This window comes from Endozoicomonas sp. ALD040 (assembly GCF_049275945.1).
Taxonomy (GTDB): Bacteria; Pseudomonadota; Gammaproteobacteria; order Pseudomonadales; family Endozoicomonadaceae; genus Endozoicomonas_A.
In genome coordinates this window covers 5,139,459-5,159,291 of sequence record NZ_CP184829.1, presented here as the reverse complement: position 1 = coordinate 5,159,291, position 19,833 = coordinate 5,139,459, and the positions used below count along the sequence as shown (strand labels likewise).

The 19,833-nt window shown below is 48.2% G+C and carries 10 protein-coding genes and 4 tRNA genes; 10 read left to right on the top strand and 4 right to left on the bottom strand.

Annotated features, from left to right (window positions below; translation table 11 throughout):
- Positions 1 to 53: 53 nt before the first annotated feature.
- From ACOJUN_RS18830 to ACOJUN_RS18815, 4 genes are all read right to left on the bottom strand, one after another.
- Entirely contained in the window at positions 54 to 3,749 is a 3,696-nt protein-coding gene (locus tag ACOJUN_RS18830) for a PEP/pyruvate-binding domain-containing protein (RefSeq protein WP_422133436.1), read from the bottom strand.
- A 77-nt stretch (positions 3,750 to 3,826) separates the two neighbouring features.
- Positions 3,827 to 4,321: a hypothetical protein gene (locus ACOJUN_RS18825; protein WP_422133435.1), complete on the bottom strand. Its 495-nt coding sequence runs from the start codon at positions 4,319 to 4,321 to the stop codon at positions 3,827 to 3,829.
- A 296-nt stretch (positions 4,322 to 4,617) separates the two neighbouring features.
- On the bottom strand, positions 4,618 to 7,851 hold the full coding sequence (locus ACOJUN_RS18820) for a PEP/pyruvate-binding domain-containing protein (RefSeq protein ID WP_422133434.1): 3,234 nt from the start codon (positions 7,849 to 7,851) through the stop codon (positions 4,618 to 4,620).
- Between the two features lie 74 nt (positions 7,852 to 7,925).
- The gene (locus ACOJUN_RS18815; RefSeq protein ID WP_422133433.1) at positions 7,926 to 11,702 is read right to left on the bottom strand and encodes a PEP/pyruvate-binding domain-containing protein; all 3,777 of its coding nucleotides are present in this window, start codon (positions 11,700 to 11,702) and stop codon (positions 7,926 to 7,928) included.
- Positions 11,703 to 12,037: 335 nt separating this feature from the next.
- Between ACOJUN_RS18815 and ACOJUN_RS18810 the strand changes: the two genes are divergently transcribed.
- The 10 genes from ACOJUN_RS18810 (at position 12,038) to ACOJUN_RS18765 (ending at position 19,781) form a co-directional block, all read left to right on the top strand.
- Positions 12,038 to 12,718 (top strand): response regulator transcription factor, encoded by a 681-nt coding sequence (locus tag ACOJUN_RS18810; protein WP_422133432.1) that lies wholly within the window; start codon positions 12,038 to 12,040, stop codon positions 12,716 to 12,718.
- A 206-nt stretch (positions 12,719 to 12,924) separates the two neighbouring features.
- Positions 12,925 to 14,877, top strand: a complete 1,953-nt coding sequence (gene acs / locus ACOJUN_RS18805; RefSeq protein ID WP_422133431.1) for an acetate--CoA ligase — start codon at positions 12,925 to 12,927, stop codon at positions 14,875 to 14,877.
- Between the two features lie 147 nt (positions 14,878 to 15,024).
- A tRNA-Met gene (locus ACOJUN_RS18800) sits at positions 15,025 to 15,101 on the top strand.
- Positions 15,102 to 15,147: 46 nt separating this feature from the next.
- Positions 15,148 to 15,224, top strand: a tRNA-Met gene (locus tag ACOJUN_RS18795).
- Positions 15,225 to 15,271: 47 nt separating this feature from the next.
- Positions 15,272 to 15,348, top strand: a tRNA-Met gene (locus ACOJUN_RS18790).
- Positions 15,349 to 15,395: 47 nt separating this feature from the next.
- Positions 15,396 to 15,472, top strand: a tRNA-Met gene (locus ACOJUN_RS18785).
- A gap of 110 nt (positions 15,473 to 15,582) precedes the next feature.
- Complete coding sequence (locus ACOJUN_RS18780) at positions 15,583 to 16,464, top strand: patatin-like phospholipase family protein (protein ID WP_422133430.1); 882 nt, start codon at positions 15,583 to 15,585, stop codon at positions 16,462 to 16,464.
- Positions 16,465 to 16,672: 208 nt separating this feature from the next.
- Positions 16,673 to 17,251, top strand: a complete 579-nt coding sequence (locus tag ACOJUN_RS18775) for a DJ-1 family glyoxalase III (RefSeq protein WP_422133429.1) — start codon at positions 16,673 to 16,675, stop codon at positions 17,249 to 17,251.
- A gap of 282 nt (positions 17,252 to 17,533) precedes the next feature.
- Entirely contained in the window at positions 17,534 to 18,979 is a 1,446-nt protein-coding gene (locus tag ACOJUN_RS18770; RefSeq protein ID WP_422133428.1) for a hypothetical protein, read from the top strand.
- Between the two features lie 385 nt (positions 18,980 to 19,364).
- Positions 19,365 to 19,781: a hypothetical protein gene (locus tag ACOJUN_RS18765; protein WP_422133427.1), complete on the top strand. Its 417-nt coding sequence runs from the start codon at positions 19,365 to 19,367 to the stop codon at positions 19,779 to 19,781.
- Positions 19,782 to 19,833: the final 52 nt, after the last annotated feature.

Sequence of the window (19,833 nt, the reverse complement as noted above, 5' to 3'; positions counted from 1 at the left end):
ACGACCAATAAGTTAGCAACGCAGCTTGCACTGGCCATTGCTGTCAGAACAGATCAGACACTATCTAAAAAATATCTGATGTATTTATCAACTTTGGGGTTTCTAAGCATTACTGAATCGATAAAATTCTGATCACTTTTAAGCCCGGAAGCCACATATTGGAATGCTTCAGGATACTCTGCAATTAAGTCAAGCATATACTCGCGATCATTTAACAAAGTTTCACTGGCATCTTGCAAGTAAAAAACGCCATGTTTAATCACACTATTAATAATGCTTTTATCCCTTCGGATTCTTTCACTGGCAAACTCCAGAGCACCTGGATTCTGTTTGATAGCGGCTTTGATAACGTCATCATCATCCTGAAGTTTCGAGTTGACGTCAAACAGGAGACAGCCTCTCCGGGTGACTGCGGCTATGGCAACTTGTTTATCACCCCTCAGCTCCTTACCTGCATATTTCACGTCCGATGGATGCCCAGCCAGGGCTTCTAATACAAGCTCTTTATCACTTCGAATCCCTTGGCTGACATATTCCAGCCCACCCTTCACCAAGGCTTCCTTCAGCGTTCCTTTGATATCCAACAGCGACTGAGACGGTGGAACATCAAAGGTCAGCGTGTAATCGCGTGATGGTTTGATAATAAAGTATTGACCTCTCAAATCAGGATAAAAATACTCAATCAGTCCTATAGAGTAATGGCGTTCTGATAATAAAAAATGATGCAAGAGTTCCCTGCGGATATCCTCACTAATCTCAACACTCATTAAAATTTCCCTCAGACTGTCCTCCGGTTTTTTCTCGGAATAGACCAACGCGCAACACTTCCCCAACTGCTCAGCATAATAAACAAACTGTTGAAGGTGGTTGCTTAACAACTGGCAGCATTCGGGATTAATACGGCAAAAATCCCTCAGATAATACATTGTAAAAAGACAATATTGAAAAGTGAATCTGTCGGCTTCTGTCATAACTTCGGGATTAAGGCTTTGCGCTAGCAAGCTAAAGTCCCAATGATCTTCTGCAAATGTTTGCCTATCCCTGAAGAAAAAATCAAGCTCAGCCATACCATTTAACACAATCATCAGTTTTTCAAAGGCATCCTGCATGGCTTTACGTGATTTCATACCGGAGTATTCGACGATAATTTCACCCGCCACGGCGTTACAACCCAGCTTCATGCTATCAGCCTTTTCACCCAGGTTGATCACTTTCAGTAGCTGCACTAAAAACCACATACGCTTTAACTTACCATGCTCACCACTGCCATCAGGGCTCCGAAACCGGTCAGAAAATTTCAGCCGCAAGGTTCGTCCCTTACCCCCCTCTGTGTGTTCAAGCAGCTCGACAAGGCTCATATGACTTCCAAGCTTCAGGTTAACAATCAAGGCATCATCCATACTGACGACAGTTCCTGAAAGCTCTAAACCTTCTATGTACGCTTTGCCGGATGGTCTCAATAGCGGTGCCTCTGCACCCGGTGTCGTGCAATCGACAAAGATGATGTCATCTACCGTAGATACCTCACCCTGACCCGAAGCCAGAGTGACCGGTGCCAATGCCTCCACAAAACGCTGATGCAGGGCAAAAATCAGCTCATGGACACTTCGCACCTGCTCAGCCTTTCCAGGGTTAAGTGCTTGAAGACAGGATTGTAGCTGATGACAGTCTGCCACCCACTGACGAAAGGTTACGGGGGATACCTTCTCTCCTTCGGCAGCTTGCATGGGAAGAGTGATACGCTCTAACCCGAATTGAATGGTCCGTTTCAACCTCTCGAACCGGTTGCTCAGCTGCGGTAATTCATTCCGCAATGACTCGACGCGGTCTGAACTTCTCTCAACAGCCAGTTGCAGGAATGCCTTGTACCCATCCAGCAGTGCTTTAGCCCCATAAACCAGTCGATTTATGCTGTCACAGGTCTCTGCCAGTCGCTTTGATCGTTGTGGCGACATGCTCAGTTTTACCGGGTTTGCCAGACAATCCAGTCCGCCGCCGGAGGCAAAAAATGCCAACAGGCGGGCATTTTGATCCGTGAGCCATTGAAATCCGCTGGCGACCTGACGGAGTGCGCCTTCTGAGAGGGACAAATCATCCCATGAAGGGATGGCTTTTGCTGAAGGTTCATCAGAAGCAGCAGAGGATAGAATGCCGTGACTCAACAGTTTCCCGGTCATGTCACCGGCAACAATAAAGGCACCGGGCTTACCTTCAAAGCGGGCACAGGCCAGCGTCGCCTGTTGGCCAACCTGAGCGGCCACGGACTCAAACTGGTCACCGGCCAGCATCAGGGTTTTTCGTTGCTGTTTCATCAGGATCGCTACATGATCATTGAATCCTCCTGTGGCAGTAACAAAGCCTCCTGCCCGCTTCAGGAACCCGTGCTCAAGCATCCAGTCTTGAGCGTGTCGGGCCACGACAATGGCTCCCTCTGGCATAGAGCCTGCCGCTGGTTCTTCAGCCAGCCAGAGTGGTCCGGTGCAATAGCCTTCGCTGACGCCCTCGCCAGTGGCCAGAGTCTCTTCGGGTATGGGCATGGCGAAATCCAGGCCGCCAGAGAGTCGGGTGACAGGACGCACCTGCAACAGGAACAGACGACCCTGATGATCGATGGCAAACTCCATATCCACGGGGCACAGCAAAAGTTTTTCCAGCTCTGTCACCATCTGCCTGAGGTCTGCAACCATGTCATCAGTGAGTTGTTGCTCAACGTCGTTTGATTGGGCATCGGCATCATCCATTTTTGTTTCCGAATAGCCGTTATTATCTTTGCGCAGGATGTAACGACTCGAGATCGTCCCGGGAAAGAATTGAAAGCTGTTAGTTTCTTCTTTGCTATCCCCGCGATAAATATCGATGCGGTGGGGCCTGTTACCGGATTGTCCTGCCACTACACCTCTGGGCTGACCCATTGTGTACTCAACCCTGACGGTACCATCCTCAAAGGATTGAAAGCTCATGGCGACCCCGCCGTATTGGCAGTCAATGCACTCTTGGATGACCAGCGCCATGGGGGATGATATGCCTTCGGAACAGACTTCAGGTCGATAAGCTGAAGCCATAACCCTGAGGCAGGTACGCAAAACATCCTCATCTCCCTGAACTTCCGAGAGGTATTTACCCGCCTGGGCATCGCCGTAGTTATCTTCATTAATGCCGGAACTGCGGACAATAACGGGCTGCGATTTGGAGGATCGGTCCAACTGTCGGCGCAGCCCCTTGATGTGTTGGGCCGCTTCAGAACCCTTAACCTGCTGGTAATAGTCATCACTGACAATAAGTTGCACCAGACCCGCCAGCCAGTCATCCCTTTTGGTTTGCTCTGAAGGCAACAGGGTATTGAGGTATTCCCGGATGTTCTTCAGGCTGGTCTCCGTCGCCGGTTCATAAACAAACCCGGGAAAATAGCGCTCTAAAAGATGGCGATCGAGAGGGTGTTGTTCAAGCGCATGCATCACTTGAGCCGTAACACATTCGAAGTGCGGAACAGACAGACCGGCTTCTTTCATGCGCAACAAAAACATCCCCTTGCCCCCGAGTTGTTGCCGTTTGGAGGGAGAATAGCCGACAGCCTGATCTGAAGCAGGAGAACGGCAGGTGCGCCCGGTAATCGACGTTGGGTCGCGCACGTCACTGGGATCAAGATCACTGAAATATCTTTCCAGTGATTTGTTGACCTCAGTATTCTGAATGGGAACGGTTGCCAAGCTTTGAGAATTTGAAATGTCAAATCTAGTTGCAGGTAACATCAAGATATCCCTTTCATGTTATGTATTCATTTCGCACCCTTTGACTGGCACCCGAATCGAAGGCACCAGACTCATCGTTAAAACGGGGGCAGACCAGCGTCAGGGTCCAGCATCAAAATTTTTCCTTTCTCTTTCATGAGGGTCGCTACAGTGTCAGTGATGAGTTCTGCTTTGGCCAGGACAAAGCCCCCTGCCCGTTTCAGGAACTCAGGCTCAAGCATCCAGTCTTCAATGTATGGGGCCGAGACCATGGCACCATCTGGCATAGATTCTGCCTCCCATTCTTTGGCCAACCAGATTGGCCTGGTGCACAAGCCTTCGCTGCCCCCCTCGCCGATGGCCAGGGACGCTTGGGAATGTTTAACCTGTTCGTAATAGTCATCACTGGCAACAGGTGGTGTCAGACCCTGGATATTGCGCTTGGATAGTGGCGTTGCTTCGGGAACACCAGTGGATTTAAGATCGCCGAAATGCCTTTTGTGTGAACTATCAGCCCCGGTATTCTGATCGGGGACAGTAGCCAGACTTTCAGAATCTGATCTGACAATGTTTGCAGGTGGTAAAGTGAACATAAAGACATCCCTCTCAGGTTAATATTCATCCATGACTCAATGGCGAGCCGCTATACCCATCGAACTTTCTAACGCCCTGCTGCACTGAAGATTTGAGCCTTAATCCTGCGTTGGCGATCGTCGCCTTGCCTTAAGGCTCAAATCTCCATGCTCATCACGGGCGTCAGAAAGCACGATTGGCATTACTTTAATTTGACAATCATGTTTTTATAAAGTTCCCCCGACAGCTTCAGGCACGCAGTAGTAAAAACAACAACAGGCTGGCAACAGGGTTTGCACCGGTAGAGTTTGCAAATTCACCGATCAAATAAAAACCAGTATTCTTTTCGCACCCTTTGACTGGCATGTTCGATCTCATGCTTCAGCAAGGCTTTTTCGACTTTTTCTCTATTTTGCCGCCAAAGCGGCTGATCCGGTGAAACAGCAAACCTCAGTTCGTAACCTTGTGATGGTTCGACAACAAAGTATTTATCTCTCAAATGGGGATACACATCCTCAGTCAATTGACTAGCGATGCTGGGCTTAAACGTTAAAAGATGGTGAAAGAGTTTCCTGCGCGTGTCATCAGCAATCTTGTCATTCATTAAAATTTCCCGAAGCTGGCGCACTGGTTTACAATCATACTCTGCCAAGCGGCGAGCTTGATCAATAAACTGTTGGTAGGGGTTGGCTAATAATCGGTAGCAATCTTCAGTGATGTAATTTCGTGTACCATGAACCAGTACGAAGAGGCATTGTTGAAAGACGAATCTATCAGCTTCTGTCGTAACATCGCCATTAAGGCGTTGTTCAAGCAAGTTAAAGTTCCACTGATCTCTTTCAAAAATGACTTTTCCATTTAAATATAAATCCAGATTGCTAATGACCTTTAATGTCGTCATCAGTTCTAAAATAATATCCTGCCTGGTTTTAACCAGTGGCATTCGAGCGCATTCGACAATAATTTCTCCCACTACGACATTGCAGCTTAGCTTCATAGCATCAGCATTTTTATCCAGTTCGATTGCTTTCAGTAACCGCGCCAGAAACCACATACGTTTTAACTTCCCAGGTGCATCACTGCCATCAGGGCTATAAAATTTGTCAGAGAATTTTAGCCGAACGGTTCGACCTTTTCCCCCCTCTGCATGCTCGAATAGCTCGATAACAGTCTTATGATCACCAAGATCCAGGGTAACAATAAAGGCATCATCCATACTGACGACAGTCGCTTCAGACTTTAACTCATTGATGGATGCAACGGTCGGGCTCAATAGCGGAGCCTCTTCACCCCAGGTCGTGCAATCAGCATAGGTGATGTCATTTATTTTAGATAGCCTGCCCTGACCCGAGTCCAGAGTAACCTGTCCCAACGCCTTTACGAAGCGCTGATGCAAAGCAAAAATCAGCTCATGGACACTCCGGACCCACTCAGCCTTACCAGGACTGAGTGCCTGAAGACAGGATTGTAGCTGATAACAGTCTGCCACCCACTGATGAAATATTCCCGGGGATAGCTGTCCTTTGTCGGAGGCTTGCATGGGAAGAGTGATACGCTTCAACCCGGATTGAATGGTCTTTTTCAGCTTCTCGAACCGATTGATCAGTTGCGGTACTTCATCCTGCAATGACACGACACTGTGTGAACGTCTCTCTCCAGCCAGTTGCAAGAATACACCGTACCCATCCAGCAGCGCTTCAGCCCCATGAACCAGTAGATTTACGCTGTCACAGGTCTCTGCCAGTCGCTTTGATCTTTGCGGCGACATGCTCAGTTTTACCGGGTTTGCCAGACAATCCAGTCCGCCGCCGGAGGCAAAAAATGCCAACAGGCGGGCATTTTGATCCGTGAGCCATTGAAAACCGCTCGCGACCTGACGGAGTGCGCCTTCCGGGAGGGACAAATCATCCCATGAAGGGATGGCCTTTGCTGGCGGCACATCAGAAACAGCAGAGGATAGACTTTGGCGACTCACCAGTTTCCCGGTCATGTCATCGACAACAATAAAGGCTCCGGGTTTGCCGTTAAAGCGGGCACAGGCCAGCGTCGCCTGTTGGCCAACCTGAGCGACCACAGCCTCAAACTGGCCAGCCGCCAGCATCAGGGTTTTTCGTTGCTGTTTCATCAGGATCGCTACATGATCATTGAAGCCTCCTGTGGCAGTAACAAAGCCTCCTGCCCGCTTCAGGAACCCGGGCTCAAGCATCCAGTCTTGAGCGTGTCGGGCCACGACAATGGCTCCCTCTGGCATGGAGTCTGCCGCTGATTCTTGAGCCAGCCAGAGTGATCCGGTGCAGTAGCCTTCGCTGACACCTTCGCCGATGGCCAGGGTCTCTTCGGGTATGGGCATGGCAAAGTCGAGGCCGCCGGAGAGTCGGGTGACAGGACGCACCTGCAGCAGGAGCAGGCGGCCCTGATGGTCTATGGCAAACTCCACATCCACGGGGCAGAGCAACAGTTTTTCCAGCTTTGTCACCATCTCCTTCAGGTCTGAAATCATGCCATCAGTAAGTTGTTGTTCAACGTCGTTTGATTGGCTATCGCCATCATCAATTCTGATTTCCGAGTAGCCGTTATTGTCCTTATGCAGGATAAAGTGACTCGAGATCTTCCCGGGAAAGAATTGAAAGCTTTTAGTTTCTTCTTTGCTATCCCCGCGATAAATATCGATGCGGTGGGGCGTGTTGCCGGACTGCCCTGCTACTACGCCTTTGGGCTGACCCTTTGTGTACTCAACCCTGATGGTGCCATCCTCAAAGGATTGAAAGCTCATGGCGACCCCACCGTATTTGCAGTCAATGCATTGTTGGATGACCAGTGGCATGGGGGAGGGTATGCCTTCGGAACAGACTTCAGGCCGGTAAGCTGAAGCCATAATCTTGAGGCAGGTACGCACAATATCCTCTTCTCCCTGAACTTCTGAGCGGTATTTGCCCGCCTGGGCATCGCCGTAGTTATCTTCATTGATACCGGAACTGCGGACAATAACGGGCTTTGATTCGGAGGTTCGGTGCAACTGTCGGCACAGCCCCCTGATGTGTTGGGCCGCTTCAGAATCTTTAACCTGTTGGTAATAGTCATCACTGGCAATAAATTGTTCCAGACCCGCCAGCCAGTGATTCCTTTTGGTTTGCTCTGAAGGTGGCAAGGCATTGAGGCATTGCCTGATGCTCGTCAGGCTGGGCTCTGCCGTCAGTACACAGCCAATCTCAGGGAGATAGCGGTCTAAACGATGGCTATCCAGAGGCTGTTGTTCAAGGGCATTCATGACTTGAGCAGTAACACACTCAAATGCTGGAACAGACAGACCGGCTTTCTTCATGCGCCACAAAAACATTCCCTTGCCCCCAAGTTGCTCCCGGTCGCAGGGAGAACAGTCAGCAGCCGGTGAACGGCAACTGCGTTCAGCCATTGGCGTTGGATCGACAACAACTCCGGGACCAACATTACCGAAATGTCTTTTGGGTGAACTATTAGCCCCGTTATTCTGATTGGAATGAGTTGCCGGGCTTTGAGGATCCGTTTTTTTTAAAACAGTTGTATCTAACATCAACACACCGCCATTAAATAAATCGATTACTTAACTTTCGACAACGGTTTTTTTATAAAGTTCACCCATCGGCCTTAAGAAATACCACAACGCATTTCATCGACCCAAGTTGTCAGAGTCAATCTGATATTCTCCAAACGGCCCCCGATGTATCTAATAACTTTGGGATTTCTTAGCTTTGCTGCATCGATAAAAGTCTGATCATATATAAGCTCGAGAGCTGCATATTCGATAGCACCAGGATCCACTGCAATTAAGTCGAGCATATACTCGCGATCACTCAACAGGCTTTCCCCGACATCCATTAAACATTCAACATCTATAGCAACCAGCTCTTTAATAAAGTCTTTATCGCTTCGGATTCTTTCACTGGCAAACTGCAGAGATCTTGATTTTTTTTTGACAGCAGCCTTGACAACACCATAATCATCCTTGAATTTCGGTCGGAGGAATGCCAATTGAAAATCATAATTAGACACTAAGGCGATGGCGACATCTTTATCTTCCTTCAGTTCTTCACTAAAATGCTTCTGTTTTTCCGGACTTGTTATAATGGCTTCCAATACAAGTTCTTTATCACCTCGAATCCTTTGGCTGACGTCTTTCAGCCCATTCTTCACCAGGGCTTTGCTGACCTCTTCTTTAATATCCGAAAGAGACTGACTCGGTGGCACAGCAAACGTCGGCTTGAAATCGCGTGTTGGTTTGAGAATATAGTATTGATCTCTATAACGGTCATAAAAATCCTCAAACGGTGGAATAGAGTAATGGGCTTCTAACAAAAAAAAATGATGTATCAGCTGCCTGCGGGTGCTCTCACTCAACTCATCACTTCTGAATATCTCCCTCAGACTGTCCTGCGGTTTTTCCCCGCGAACGACTAATTTCCGACACTCATGTAACTGCTCAGCAAAATGAACAATCTGTTGAAGGTGGTTGTTTAATAACTGGCAGCAAGCGGGACTAATAGTAAGGCGGTCAACCTTCAGATAAGGTATTGCGAAAATGCAGTGTTGAAAATTGAATGCATCAGTGTCTATTGTAACATCGGGATTAAGGCGTTGCGCAAGCAGGTTAAAATCCCAACGAGTTTCCTCCAGAATAGCTGCTTTATGAAAGGCTAAATCGAAACCAAAGATAGCTTCCAGGACAATCATCAGTTTTTTAAAGGCAGCCTGCATATCTTCACGTGTTTTCATTCCCGGATATTCGACAATTAATTGTCGCGCCACGGGGTTGCAGGCGAGTTTCATGCCAGCAGCATTTTCATCCAGTTTGATCGCTTTCAGAAGCTGTGCCAGAAACCACACACGCTGAAACTTGCCATTATCAAAAGCTGCATCGAAGTTGTCAGAAAATTTCAGCCGCAAGGTTCGTCCTTTTCCACCCTCTGCGTTTTCAAGTAATTCGACAAGGCCCACATGATTCCCTCCCCCTAATATCAGATTAACGATCAATGCAGCATCCATACTGATGACAGTCGTGTCACGCGCCAATTGTTCGATGGATTCCTTGACGGACATACTCAGTAATGGTGCCCTTTCACCCGACATGTCCGGAGTTGTGCAATCAACATAGGTGATGCGTCCTCTGGAACCTGGCCCTTTACTAACACACTCTATAGATAGCCTGCCCTGACCCGACGCCAAAGTGACCGGTGCCAGGGCCGCTACGAAGCGCTGATGCAGAGCAAAAATCAACTCATGGACACTTCGGACCAGTCTGGCCTTGTCAGGCTCCAATGCCTGAAGACAGGATCGCAGCTGATGACAGTCTGCCAACCACTGACGAAAATCTCCCGGGCATGCCTGCCCTTTTTCAGCGGCTTGCATTGGCCGAATGATTCTCTTTAGCACTGGTTGAATGGTCCGTTTCAGCATTTCGAACCGGTTGATCAGTTGCTTGAATTCTTCCTTCTGTGGCTTAAGCTGAGATAGATCATCGTTACCCGCCAGACTGAGGAAAGCCCCATACCCATCCAGCAGTGCTTCAGCCCCACCAACCAGTCGAATTACGCTGTCCTGAGTCTTTGCGAGTAGCTCTGATCGTTGTGGCGACATGCTCAGTTTTACCGGGTTTGCCAGGCAATCCAGTCCGCCGCCGGGGGCAAACAATGCCAGCAGGCGGGCATTTTGATCCGAAAGCCATTGAAAAGCACTGGCCACCTGAAGGAATGTGCCTTCAGGTGGGGTCAAATCATCCCTTGAGGGGACGGCCTCTGCTGAAGGTTCATCAGAAAATGCAGTAGACAGGCTTCTGTGACTGGCCAGCTTTCCGGAAAGGTCACCCGCAACGATAAAGGCTCCGGGCTCACCGTTAAAACGGGCGCAGGCCAGCGTCGCCTGTTGGCCATCCTGAGTGGCCAATGCCGCAAACTGTTCACCGGCCCGCATTAAGGGTACTTTTTCCTGTTTCAGGACGATCGCTACATGATCATTGAATCCTGCTTCGGCCAGGACAACCCCCCCTGCCCGTTCCAGGAATTTGCGCTCAAGCATCCAATCTTCAGCGTGGTCAGCTACGACAATGGCTCCCTTCGGCATAGAGTCTGCCGCTTGTCGTTTGGCCAGCCAGAGTGGTCCGGTGCAGAAGCCTTCGCTGATGCCCTCACCAATGGCCAGAGCCTCTTCAGGTATGGGCATGGCAAAAACCATATCACCAGAAAGTTCGGTAACAGGGCGCACCTGCACCACGAAACAGCGACCCTCAGGGTCGATAGCAAACTCTGCATCCACAGGGCAGAGCAACAGATTTTCCAGCGTTGTCAGCGCCTTTCTGAGTTTAGAAACCATTTTATCAGTGAGTCGCTGTCCACCTTGGTTTGATTGGACATCGGCATCATCAATTCTTTTTTCCGAATAGCCGTTATTGTTCTTTTCCAGGATAAAGTGGCTTGAGATCGTCCCGGGAAAGTATTGAGAGCGGCCAGCCTCTTTTTTGCGATCCCCGCGAAAAATATCGATGCGGTGTGGTGTGTTACCAGACTGCCCTGCCACTGCGCCTCTGGGTTGACCGCGCGTGTACTCAAGCCTGATGGTTTTATTCTGAAAGGATTGAAAACTCGTGCCAACCCCGCCATACAGGCAGTCAATACAGTCCTGGATAATCAGCGCCATGGGTTGCGGTACACCTTCGGGGCAGACTTCAGGCCGGTAACCCGAGGCCATAACCTCAAGACAGGTACGCAAAACATCGTCTTCATTCTGAACTTTGGAGAGGTATTTGCCCGCCTGGGCATCGCCGTAGTTATCTTCATTGATGCCGGAACTGCGGACAATAACGGGCTTTGATTTGGAGGATCGGTCCAACTGTCGGCGCAGCTCTCTGATGTGTTGGGCCGCGTCAGAATCTTTAACCTGTTCGTAATAGTCATCACTGACAATAAATTGTGCCAGACCTGCCAACCAGTTATTCCTTTTGGTTTGCTCTGAAGGCGGCAAGGTATTGAGGTAATCCCGGATGTTCGTCAGGCTGGTCTCTGTGCCCCATTGAGGGTCGATCCCGGGGAGATAACGGGCTAAACGATGGGTATCCACAGGGTGTTGTTCCAGAGCATTCATAACCTGAGCAGTAACACATTTGAAGGGGGGAACAGACAGACCGGCTTCTTTCATGCGCTGCAAAAACATACCCTTGCCGCCGAGCTGTTCCCGGTTGCCAGGAGAACGGTCAGCAGCCTGACGTGAGCGGCAGGTGCGCCTGGTGAGTGACTTTGGATCGGGTACACCACCGGGATCAAGAGCACTGAAATACTTTTTAGCAGGTGCACGATCAGCCTCAGCAACCTGATCGGATTGAGTTGTCGGGCTTTGACGATTTAACAGGCCACAAGTAAAGGTAGATAGTTGCATCAGGATCCCCCCCCCTATGTTATTGTTCTTCCATGATTTATTCGCCACTGCAAAGAACGCTTACTCATATAACTTCTGACAATGATTTTTTTATAAAGTTCACCCGTCATCCTGAAGTACGCAATTTGATCAGGATAAAGAATCCAGTCTTCTGAATGCCAATGAAAAGACTCTTGAGAAAATCCCGACAGGTTCCAAAAACCAAAGATCCAAACAACTGCGGCCGATACAAACATTGTTCAGGACACAGCCGGGACGTGATGTCAGGGTCGGCTTGCAAAACAATAACAACGGTCAGCCTCCATCACTGACCAGGTAATTGGCACTCTGAGTCCATGGAATACAAGATCATCATTGCAGACGACCACCCTCTGTTCAGGGCCGCATTACAGGCAGCTCTGCGTCAGGGGCTGGAAAATCCTGAAATTTATGAAGCCGGGTCCATCGCAGCCCTGCAGAATATCCTTGAACAGGTGCCATCGCCTGACTTGATCCTTCTTGATCTCAACATGCCGGGTGCTCATGGCCTTTCTGGTCTGATCTTTCTCAGGGGACAGTATCCGCAGGTCCCTGTTGTTATTGTTTCCGCTACTGAGGATGCCCAGATCATCCATCGCTCACTGCATCATGGCGCTCAGGGTTTTATCCCGAAATCCTCACCTCTGGATGTTCTGAAGAATGCCGTGTCTCAGGTGCTTGAGGGGAATACCTGGCTGCCAGAATCGCTACCCGAACTGCCAGAACAGGGACGGCTGTCCGAACTGGAAGAAAAGCTCGCCACACTGACGCCACAACAATTCAGAGTTCTGGGCATGATTAGTGAAGGTCTGTTGAACAAACAAATTGCTTACGAACTGGAAGTATCAGAAGCCACGATAAAGGCACATATCACAGCTATTTTCAAAAAACTGGGCGTTCGCAGCAGAACCCAGGCTGTGATTGCCATGAACGAGCTGGAAATTGATCAGCCTTTCGCAGGTGACAACGGCTCGTCTGCTGTCCCTCCTCCTGCTTAATCAACTCACGGTCAAATATAGCCCTGACGGATACAGGCGCTGTGAGCGATGAGAATAGAATTATGGTGACAAAGTCTGATTTCTTTATGGAAGTATCGCCTTAAGATGACATTCAGACACCACAATGCTAAAAACTACAAACACCGTATCAATACACTGCCAGAAGAACAATCACAAGAACAATTAAAATAAACCAGGGATTCATTATGAACGAAGTGCGTGTGTACCCGGTAACTGAGGTTCAACGAGAGAATACATTGGCAGATAACAAACGTTATCTTGAGATGTACCAGCAATCTGTCGTCAGCCCCGAAAAGTTTTGGCGAGAGCATGGCAAGAGAATCGACTGGTTCACTCCATACACTCAGATCAGGAAGGTGTCGTTCGATCATGAAAATGTCGATATCAAATGGTTCTTCGACGGCACCACGAACGCCTCTTTCAACTGTCTGGATCGTCACCTCAACAAAAAAGCCGATCAGGTTGCCATCATCTGGGAACCGGATGAAGAAGGCGATGCCCCCAGAAAAGTGACATACCAGGAGCTTCACGAACAAGTTTGTCGGTTAGCCAATGGGCTTAAGAGTCAGGGCATTGGCAAAGGTGATGTTGTCGCCATATACATGCCAATGGTCATAGAGGCCACAGTGGCGATGCTGGCCTGTTCACGCATTGGCGCCATTCACTCAGTCATCTTCGGTGGCTTTTCACCCGAAGCCCTGGCGGGGAGAATAATCGACGCCAACGCCAGGCTGGTTATTACCGCTGATGAAGGCATTCGGGGTGGACGAAAAGTCCCTCTCAAAAAGAACGTTGATCAAGCTCTCGAAAACCCGGAAGTGACCAGCGTTGAAAAGGTCATTGTTTTGCGACACACCGGTGAAACGGTTTACTGGCAGGATGGTCGTGATCTGAGCTGGCAGGATCTGACGACCATGGCTTCACCTCACTGCACGCCTGAAGCGATGAACGCCGAAGACCCACTGTTTATACTCTACACTTCCGGCTCCACGGGCAAACCTAAAGGCATTCTTCACACCACTGGCGGTTATCTGGTTTATGCATCCATGACCCATCAGTATGTCTTTGACTATCGGGAGGGTGAAGTATTCTGGTGTAACGCTGACATTGGCTGGATTACAGGCCATACCTATGTCACCTATGGCCCACTTCTGAATGGCGCCACCATGGTTATGCACGAAGGTGTACCCAACTACCCGGCCTGCAACAGAGTCAGCAAGGTCATCGACAAACATCAGGTTAATATTCTTTACACCGCCCCCACGGCAATACGGGCGCTAATGGCTGAAGGTGATGCGGCTGTTGCAGACACTCATCGCTCCAGTCTCAGACTTCTGGGCACTGTAGGAGAACCGATCAACCCCGAGGCATGGAACTGGTACTACAAAACCATCGGCAATGAAAACTGCCCCATAGTAGATACCTGGTGGCAGACAGAAACGGGAGGGGCCATGCTGACACCTCTCCCCGGCGCCACCGATCTGAAACCCGGTTCTGCAACTCGCCCATTCTTCGGTATCAGACCCGCCCTGGTTGATAACGATGGTCGTATTCTCGAAGGCGAACAGGAAGGTAACCTGGTTATTCTCGATAGCTGGCCCGGACAAGCCCGGACCGTCTTTAATGATCATGAGCGCTTTGTTCAAACCTACTTCTCCAGCTTTAAGGGTATGTACACCACGGGTGATGGCGCCCGCAGGGATGATGATGGCTATTACTGGATCACGGGGCGTGTTGATGACGTTCTCAATGTCTCCGGTCACCGCATGGGTACTGCTGAAATTGAGTCCGCTCTGGTTTCTCATCATGATATTGCCGAAGCTGCTGTTGTTGGCTTCCCACACGATATCAAGGGGCAGGGAATATACGTCTACGTAACACTGATAGCCGAGTCTGAGTATTCAGAAGAGCTACAGAGTGAATTAAGACAGTGGGTTCGCAAGGAAATCGGCCCTATAGCCTCACCGGATATCATCCAGTGGGCTCCGGGACTCCCCAAAACCCGATCCGGCAAGATTATGCGCCGAATCCTGCGCAAAATTGCCTCAGGCGAGTATGAAAGTCTGGGAGATACATCGACACTGGCGGATCCTTCTGTTGTAGAAACGCTCATCAGGGACCGCGCATTAGCGGGCTGACCTTGTTCCCGGACTGAGATTTTAAACCCACAGAGAGCTCTGCATTCCGGAGCTCTTTGTCTCACCCTTGGTATAGTTATTAACCGCAGCATTTTAATCTTTTATTGACTTTAGGGATCATCGTCCATACTATGCGCTCCTCGTTGATGCGGGGTGGAGCAGCCTGGTAGCTCGTCGGGCTCATAACCCGAAGGTCGTCGGTTCGAATCCGGCCCCCGCTACCAACAACAACGACAGTTGATTACCAGAAAACTGTCGGACAGATTTCGGTGCGGGATGGAGCAGCCTGGTAGCTCGTCGGGCTCATAACCCGAAGGTCGTCGGTTCGAATCCGGCTCCCGCTACCAACTTACAACGACAGTTGACCACCAGACAACTGTTGCACAGATTTCGGTGCGGGATGGAGCAGCCTGGTAGCTCGTCGGGCTCATAACCCGAAGGTCGTCGGTTCGAATCCGGCTCCCGCTACCAACTTACAACGACAGTTGACCACCAGACAACTGTTGCACAGATTTCGATGCGGGATGGAGCAGCCTGGTAGCTCGTCGGGCTCATAACCCGAAGGTCGTCGGTTCGAATCCGGCTCCCGCTACCAAATACAAGCCGGATTTTCCGGCTTTATTTTTTTTGCAGAAAAAACTTTTAATGCCTGCATCAGGCAGGGATAAAAGATTTCTCTTCCGTTCGTGACTGTTTGGGATCTCAATGCAGAAAAAAGAGGCCAGCTCACTCACAAAAACGGCACTTGTCGTTGAGGGCGGAGGAATGCGTGGTATATACTCCGCCGGCATTCTGGACGCCTTCATGGACAAACGCCATCGGCAGTTCAATGGCTTCTATGGAGCTTCGGCCGGTGCGCTCAACCTGGTTTCCTTTATTGCCGGTCAACGGGGTCGTAACCTCGACATCTACACAGGCGCCTGTCTGGAAACCCATTTCATCAGCCTCAAGCGCCACATGAAAGGCGGTAATCTGTTTGACCTCGACTGGCTGTTTGATCGCATCCAGAGACAGCACATGAATATTGACAAGTTTCGAAACCATCTTCGAGACAAAACATTCACGGTTGTTACCAGCTGCGCAAGTTCAGGTTACCCTATCTACCACAAGTTCGATGAATACTTTGAACTGGAACAACTGTTCACAGTTCTGAAGGCCTCCAGCGCACTTCCCATGATTTATCGTAGTACCATAACCATTAATGAAAGAAATCATGTAGATGGAAGTCTTGCCGACCCCCTGCCAGTTATGAAAGCTGCCGAGGATGGCTATGAACACATAGTTGTGTTGAGGAGTCGCGAAAGCCATTATCGCAAGAAGGCTTCGTCGAGCAATAGATTGCTGGCCTGGCAATTCCGAAAGCAACCTGAAGTGGCCGAGCTGATTCGCCAGCAGTACTCAATCTATAACGAAACTCTGGACAGCTTTGATCAGTTAAAACGTAATGGTATATCCATTACAGAAATTGCTCCGGATACTTCCCTGAGTTCAACCAGAAGCACGCGAGACCGTGCCAGACTGGTTTCCGACTACCACAAAGGCTATTCCGCAGGGTTTTCGTTCCTCCAACAGCTCAATCAGGCCTGACTGACCTGATCCTGGTGATCATGCCGATTTACAAACTCTGTAACATACTCTCTGGCTTTATTAACCATCCCTACTAGGCTTATGAATCTGTGGAACTGACGATTGTCTCAATCAGCTCGACAGGCTCAGCAGTGCCTGTTCTAAAACCGCCAGATTCAGAGCAGGTTGTATACTTGCATTCCGAAGGTTCAACCATAGAGGTTTCATTATGCCAAGGCAGATTCTCGTTCCGGTTGCTCATGGCTGTGAGGAAATTGAAGCCGTCACTATTATCGATACCCTTCGCAGGGCCGGAGCCCAGGTCTCTGTCGCTGCCTGCACTTCCGATGGCAATCTGGAAATTGAGGCATCCAGAGGTATCAAGCTGATAGCCGACGACCACATCGAAGTATTTCTCAATAAAAACTTCCACCTGATAGCCCTGCCCGGGGGCATGCCCGGGGCAGCCAACCTCAGAGACAACCCACACCTTACGGAACTTTTGCAACGGCAACACAAAGCCCAACGCTGGTACGCCGCTATCTGCGCCTCATCAGCCGTTGTACTGGCTCATCACTCACTTCTCGATAATGTGCGTGCTACCTGCTACCCCACTTTTTTTGATCAGCTTGAGGGGGCTCTGCCACAACCGGAAAGCCCGGTGGTCGTCGATCAGAAAAACCGGGTAATTACCGCTCAGGGGCCCGGCTGCGCCATGAATTTCAGCTTCGCTCTGATTGATGCGGTATACGGTAAAGACGCCTACCGTCCTATAGCCAAACAGATGCTGGCAGACTGGGCACTCTGAGCACAACATCCAGACAGTGGATGTTATGACATTAAGCTGCCATGAACAGCAGTGTATTTCGTTAAGCCTGAACTCAAAAAACTCAGCGCCCTCTTTCGTCCGGAAAAAGTATTCCCGAGTAAGCCACACCTCATAATGGCTTTCAGCTGCGCCGCAGGCGCTCTGAGGTAGAATTTTGTGTTTTATGTTCTTTCCAGGTGGTTAGTAAAACTCACACTTTATGAACTTTGGTTTGAGATCAGAGTCTAAATCATATATCTAATGATTAAAGGGTCTTGATATATGGATGGCATAGGAAAAGGAACTGATTTTCAAGTCGGAGTCATGAACAGCTCATTGCTCAGGTCATACAGAGATGAACCATTGTGGAATGGAATTCCTGTTTGCACAGTAAACTGTACAGAAAAACATATTTCATTTTGTCCAGACCACGAACGCTCTACCCGCTTGTTCAATCGCTCAATTGAATTGTCTTTGAGTAATACTTGCATTGATTTCATCAAGTATTCTGTCGGAAACAAATGGCAGTTAATGGCATCATCTTTAGGTTTCACTGATACTGAAATTCAAGAACTTCAGTATACCTATCTCCGTGGAACCGAATCTCATCACAACAAGCTTCACTTTAAACTGCCTGACTTTGTTTTTTTAATTGAAGCTATGATACGAAAAGCACAAATTGATAAAAATATGGATTCAGAAGCTATCTTTAATGCTATCGAAAGAAGTGGGCATTTTAACAAAAAAATTTACCCATTTCGGGAAATACACAATCAAGAAAAAATCCAGACAAATTCTTTTCCTGATAAATCAGGCTGCTTTACATCATATATTTTTCTTATTTGGATTAAAAAAGATGAAAGCTCATTCGCTTTACCAAACACAACGGATTGCCCGGTAAAACAAAGATGTTATGACTGGGCTCAACACAATAATGATAAATTAGTTGTTTTATGGTACAGCTCATCAATGTTATATCGAAAAGAAGAAAAAAACACATTCTCAGATTTTCAAAGGAATATTTTATCTGATGGAATTAAAAATATATTGATCCTGGATATTGATAATATCAACTGGGGTGATGAGGAAAGATATACTTACTGGCATATAGGAAAATCCAGAATTTCTGAAACATTGGTTTTCAACAAGGAACTAGCGTTCAGTCAAGTTATAGATGGCTTAAGACCTGTGCTTTTATCAAAAGGAAGTTCTTATATAAAATCTGCGATGAGGGAATCACATATTCATGAAAAGCAAATTCCAACTATGGGGGCTTATTTTGATGTAGATTATATACCTGTCCCGTTCAAATCATTTTATCATCCCTATAGAAAGATTTGTAGAGACGGTACTTTTGATAAAATATTTTTTTTTGAAGGATCGCTTTCTATTAGTGGCATGGTGCCTAACAGCTTTCTTGCCACTTATGAAGATAATAATGATTTAATAACAGATTACCCAATGTGCGACGCATATGGAACCTTGTCTTTTTACGCGGATTACAGACCCCATCTTGTTGCAACAACCAGACTTTTCAGGATGTCTGATTGTATATATGATGACGATGGGCAATTACTGAAATGGGAAAGGCAAGCTACCTGGACTGAAAAATATTCAGACAAAACACTCTACAACAGCGCATCTAAAGATAAACCATCTTTACCTGACTACTTGGTAAAATACAAAGCATCAGGCAGCTCAGGATCTGACCCAATGGTGCAGGATTAATGTTGATTACATAGCGCCAAATTCAGCAGTAGAGCCACTTGCACTGTCTGCCGGAATTTTTACGGATTTGTTTTTCTCATATGCACCCTCATTTATGACAATGGTATGAAATTCAGGCTGGCCTTCAGCATTGATAAAATTCACTTCAACCCAACGCTGACCAAGTTATACCAGATTCGCTACAAAAATTGTCAATCTATCAACACTTTACTCTGAAGCCGTATCTTCTGATGCCTCAAGTAAATCTGAAAGTCATCGAAAACACTAATTACATAATCAATCATAAGCTTCCCTAAGCCAGGGATATATGGTTTGATTGAAAAAGAGGTTAGAAAAAGCAGGTAAGGACGCTTGCACTTATTAATAAAGCCTTGAGGTACTCATTATGGAAAGCGTAATCATTCTGTTCTTATGTGGACTGGCTCTCTATCAGTTGAGCCTGAGACAAGACAAAATGGCTGAACAGCTGATCGCTCAGACGTTTAACCGGTTTGAACGACGCTACAACGATATTACCTACTCCTGCCTGAACTCTACAGTTGTCAAAAAACAACTACATGGCTTCCCTGCAGTCCCCCTGGTACCATCTGTTAACTACACGGCCAGAGCCTTGTGTTATTCGGAGAATAAAAACTGGTTCTGGTTTGATGCCAGTATCCGCAACATGAAGCTCTACTCGACCAGCATCACTCCTGTTTCACAACCAGAAGCCTGCGATGCACTTAGCAATGATCCAGAGGTACTCAGCCAGTATTTTCCGGAGAATAAAGACAACGAATCCAAGGCTGAGACAAGTACCTGATAAACTATCTACTCAAAATATTTTCAGGTACTCATAAAAAAACCAGCGTAAA

Excerpts from the sequence above, each read along its gene's own strand:
- acs (WP_422133431.1), top strand. The coding sequence starts at position 12,925 with ATGAACGAAGTGCGTGTGTACCCGGTAACTGAGGTTCAACGAGAGAAT.
- ACOJUN_RS18775 (WP_422133429.1), top strand. The coding sequence starts at position 16,673 with ATGCCAAGGCAGATTCTCGTTCCGGTTGCTCATGGCTGTGAGGAAATT.
- ACOJUN_RS18820 (WP_422133434.1), bottom strand. The coding sequence starts at position 7,851 with ATGTTAGATACAACTGTTTTAAAAAAAACGGATCCTCAAAGCCCGGCA.
- ACOJUN_RS18830 (WP_422133436.1), bottom strand. The coding sequence starts at position 3,749 with ATGTTACCTGCAACTAGATTTGACATTTCAAATTCTCAAAGCTTGGCA.
- ACOJUN_RS18815 (WP_422133433.1), bottom strand. The coding sequence starts at position 11,702 with ATGCAACTATCTACCTTTACTTGTGGCCTGTTAAATCGTCAAAGCCCG.
- ACOJUN_RS18810 (WP_422133432.1), top strand. The coding sequence starts at position 12,038 with ATGGAATACAAGATCATCATTGCAGACGACCACCCTCTGTTCAGGGCC.
- ACOJUN_RS18765 (WP_422133427.1), top strand. The coding sequence starts at position 19,365 with ATGGAAAGCGTAATCATTCTGTTCTTATGTGGACTGGCTCTCTATCAG.
- ACOJUN_RS18780 (WP_422133430.1), top strand. The coding sequence starts at position 15,583 with ATGCAGAAAAAAGAGGCCAGCTCACTCACAAAAACGGCACTTGTCGTT.
- ACOJUN_RS18825 (WP_422133435.1), bottom strand. The coding sequence starts at position 4,321 with ATGTTCACTTTACCACCTGCAAACATTGTCAGATCAGATTCTGAAAGT.
- ACOJUN_RS18770 (WP_422133428.1), top strand. The coding sequence starts at position 17,534 with ATGGATGGCATAGGAAAAGGAACTGATTTTCAAGTCGGAGTCATGAAC.